General features: G+C 26.7%; 4 protein-coding genes (1 of these 4 cut by a window edge). All 4 read right to left on the bottom strand.

Annotated features, from left to right (window positions below; all coding sequences use genetic code 11):
* Positions 1–8: 8 nt before the first annotated feature.
* The gene (gene nagB / locus G3997_RS04955) at positions 9–758 is read right to left on the bottom strand and encodes a glucosamine-6-phosphate deaminase (RefSeq protein ID WP_296649039.1); all 750 of its coding nucleotides are present in this window, start codon (positions 756–758) and stop codon (positions 9–11) included.
* 15 nt (positions 759–773) lie between these two features.
* Positions 774–1,898 (bottom strand): N-acetylglucosamine-6-phosphate deacetylase, encoded by a 1,125-nt coding sequence (gene nagA / locus G3997_RS04960; protein WP_330616262.1) that lies wholly within the window; start codon positions 1,896–1,898, stop codon positions 774–776.
* Between the two features lie 25 nt (positions 1,899–1,923).
* Positions 1,924–2,658: a GntR family transcriptional regulator gene (locus tag G3997_RS04965; RefSeq protein WP_296649043.1), complete on the bottom strand. Its 735-nt coding sequence runs from the start codon at positions 2,656–2,658 to the stop codon at positions 1,924–1,926.
* Between the two features lie 262 nt (positions 2,659–2,920).
* On the bottom strand, positions 2,921–2,937 hold the 3' end of the coding sequence (locus tag G3997_RS04970) for an MATE family efflux transporter (protein WP_296649047.1). The gene runs 319 nt beyond the window's last position; the window shows 17 of its 336 coding nt (coding positions 320–336); its start codon lies beyond the right edge, outside the window; its stop codon occupies positions 2,921–2,923.

Consider the following 2,937-nt stretch of genomic DNA (forward strand, 5'->3'; position numbering starts at 1 on the left):
AATCTTATTTATAATATTTTATAATCTTCTTCTTTAAGAAGTTTAGCAGCATCTTTATCTAATATTAAAACTATATCATTGTGGAACTGTAGTATAGATGCTGGTACTTCAGGTACTACTTTTCCATATACAGTATTATAAATAGCCTCTGCTTTATTTTCTCCAGTTGCAATTAACATTATCTTTTTACTTTTAAATATAGACCCTACTCCCATTGTTATTGCTTTTTTAGGAACATCTTCTATATTATCAAAGAATCTTGAATTTGCTTCTATTGTAGAATCTTCTAACTCAACTAAGTGTGTTCCTTTTTCAAAGTTTACTGTTGGCTCATTGAATCCTATATGTGCATTATTTCCTATTCCTAATACTTGTATATCTACTCCACCAGCTTCTTTAATAAGTGAATCATATCTTTCACATTCAGCATTAACATCATCTGTCATACCATTTGGTATGTGTATATTTGATGGTTTTATATTTATATGGTTAAATAAGTTTTTGTGCATAAAATAATGATAACTTTGATCGTTGTTTTTAGGTAGTTTGTAATACTCATCTAAATTAAATGTTCTTACTTCTGAAAAATCAATATCTCCTTTTTTATTAAGTTCTACTAAGTTTTCATACATACCTATTGGTGTAGAACCTGTTGCAAGACCTAAAACTGAGTTTGGCTTTAGTGTTACTTGACTTAATATCATTTGTGCAGCTTTTTTACTTACTTCTTCATAATTTTGACAAACTATTATTCTCATATAATTCACCTCAAATTAATTTATCTTATTGTATACTATCTGGCCTTCTACTATTGTAGCTAAACAATCCATATCTTCATTAAAAATAGCTATATCTGCATCCTTACCTATTTCTAAACTTCCCTTTTTATCATCTACTTTTATTGATTTTGCAGGATTTAAGGATGCTAAATTTACTGCTTCATATATGTTTAAATTTGTACTTTTCTTAAAGTTATATACTGCTTTATTTAAAGTTAATACACTTCCTGCTAAACTTCCACTGGCTATTCTTGCCGAGTTATTTTTAACATATACTGTTTGACCACCTAGATCATACTCACCATCAGGCATACATCCAGCTCTCATAGAATCAGTTATTAATACTAATTTATCTTTTCCTTTACTATCAATTACAAATTGGAATAACTCCGGATTTATATGTATTTTATCTGCTATTAACTCACAGTACATATCACTAGTTAAACCTAATCCAACAACCCCTGGTTCTCTATGATTTAATGGAGTCATACCATTAAATAAGTGCGTTATATTAGTTACACCTAAGTTTTTAGCTTCTTTTCCTATATTATAAGTGGCATCACTATGACATATTGATAAAACTATATCTGTTTCTTGTTTTATCTTTTTTGTAAATTCAAAATTAGTATCAGTTTCAGGTGAATATGATATTATTTTTATAATATCAGTGTAATCTTTTATAAAGTCAAAGCTTGGCTTATATATATATTTAGGATTTTGTGCTCCTTTGTATTTTTCATTTATAAAAGGACCTTCCATATGTGCTCCTAGTATATTTGCACCTTCTATATTTTTATTTTTAGCCTTTTTTATATTATCAAAAGCCTTATAAATCCTTTCTGGTGACATAGTCATTGTAGTTGGTAAGAAAGATGTAACTCCATTTTCTGCTACTCCCCTGCTTATAACCTCAACTGCACATTCATCTTCATCCATAGTGTCAAATCCCTTGCATCCATGGATATGTATGTCTATAAGTCCTGGAGATACATAATTGCCTTTCGCATCTATAACTTCACAATTATTTGGTGTTTCATCACATATATCTATTATATGTTTATCAAATACTATTACTTTATTTTCTAAAACACCATCTTTTAAAATTAWTTWTTTTACCATTTATAATTAATTTCATATTCCCCCCCTATTCAGTCATCATAATTTGATATTGATATTTATCACTTGTAAAAATTGATATTGTATATTCTAGTACATTTCCTTCTTTAATATATACTTTTCTATCAAATTTTAAAGCCAGTGAATTTATATCTTTATCTAATATATCTAAACTGTCTTCATTTAAAGATATTGGTTCTATTGTTTGTATAGCTTTATCTATTTTATAGTTATATTCTTCTCTAAATATCCTATATAGTGATTCATTTTCTTTAAGTTTTTGTTCTAAACCTTTACACATTTTAGCTGGTATATATACAGTTTCTAATGCAAAAGGATCATTATCTATTATTCTAAGTCTTTTTATTTTATAAATAAGTTCATCTTTATTTTTTATTTCTAATTTTTCTCTTATATGTTTATCTTGAGTACTTACTTCAAATTCTAGTATTTTATTTCTTATACTAAAACCTTTATCACTCATAACCTCAGTAAAACCTTTTAACTTTTGAAATCTATACTTTTGTTTTTTATATGCTACAAAAGTTCCTCTTCCTTGTTTTCTCTCTAATAGCCCTTCATTTACTAAATTTATAATTGCCTTGTTTACTGTCATTCTACTTATATTTTGAAGTTTACAAAGTTCTCTTTCTGGCATTAAATTTGCCCCTTCTGAAAGTTCACCACTTTCAATCATACCTTTAATTATTTTATAAAGCTGAATATGAAGTGGTATATCTAAATTTTTATCTACTATTTCCATTTTTCACCATTTAATTATTTTAATATTGGACTATACCATTTTGGTCTATACCAATATAGTAGTGCAAACTATTTCCTAAGTCAACTTGTTTTTAATTCTTGTTTATTTTAAGTTTTTATTCTACTAGGAATTTTTCTTCGTATTAAAATACATAAGTTTTAGACACTTCTGAGATAATTTAGTTTCCTTATAAATAATTAAAAAAAGTGTATATCAAAGCTAGATATACACTTTTTTAATTCAATTTAATTTTTAGGCTATGTTAGCCTTCTTCGTGAT

The organism is Romboutsia sp. 13368 (assembly GCF_018336475.1).
Lineage (GTDB): Bacteria > Bacillota > Clostridia > Peptostreptococcales > Peptostreptococcaceae > Romboutsia.

What these genes read in the sequence shown, in the direction of transcription:
- nagB (WP_296649039.1), bottom strand. Translation starts at nt 758, where the DNA reads ATGAGAATAATAGTTTGTCAAAATTATGAAGAAGTAAGTAAAAAAGCT.
- G3997_RS04965 (WP_296649043.1), bottom strand. Translation starts at nt 2,658, where the DNA reads ATGGAAATAGTAGATAAAAATTTAGATATACCACTTCATATTCAGCTT.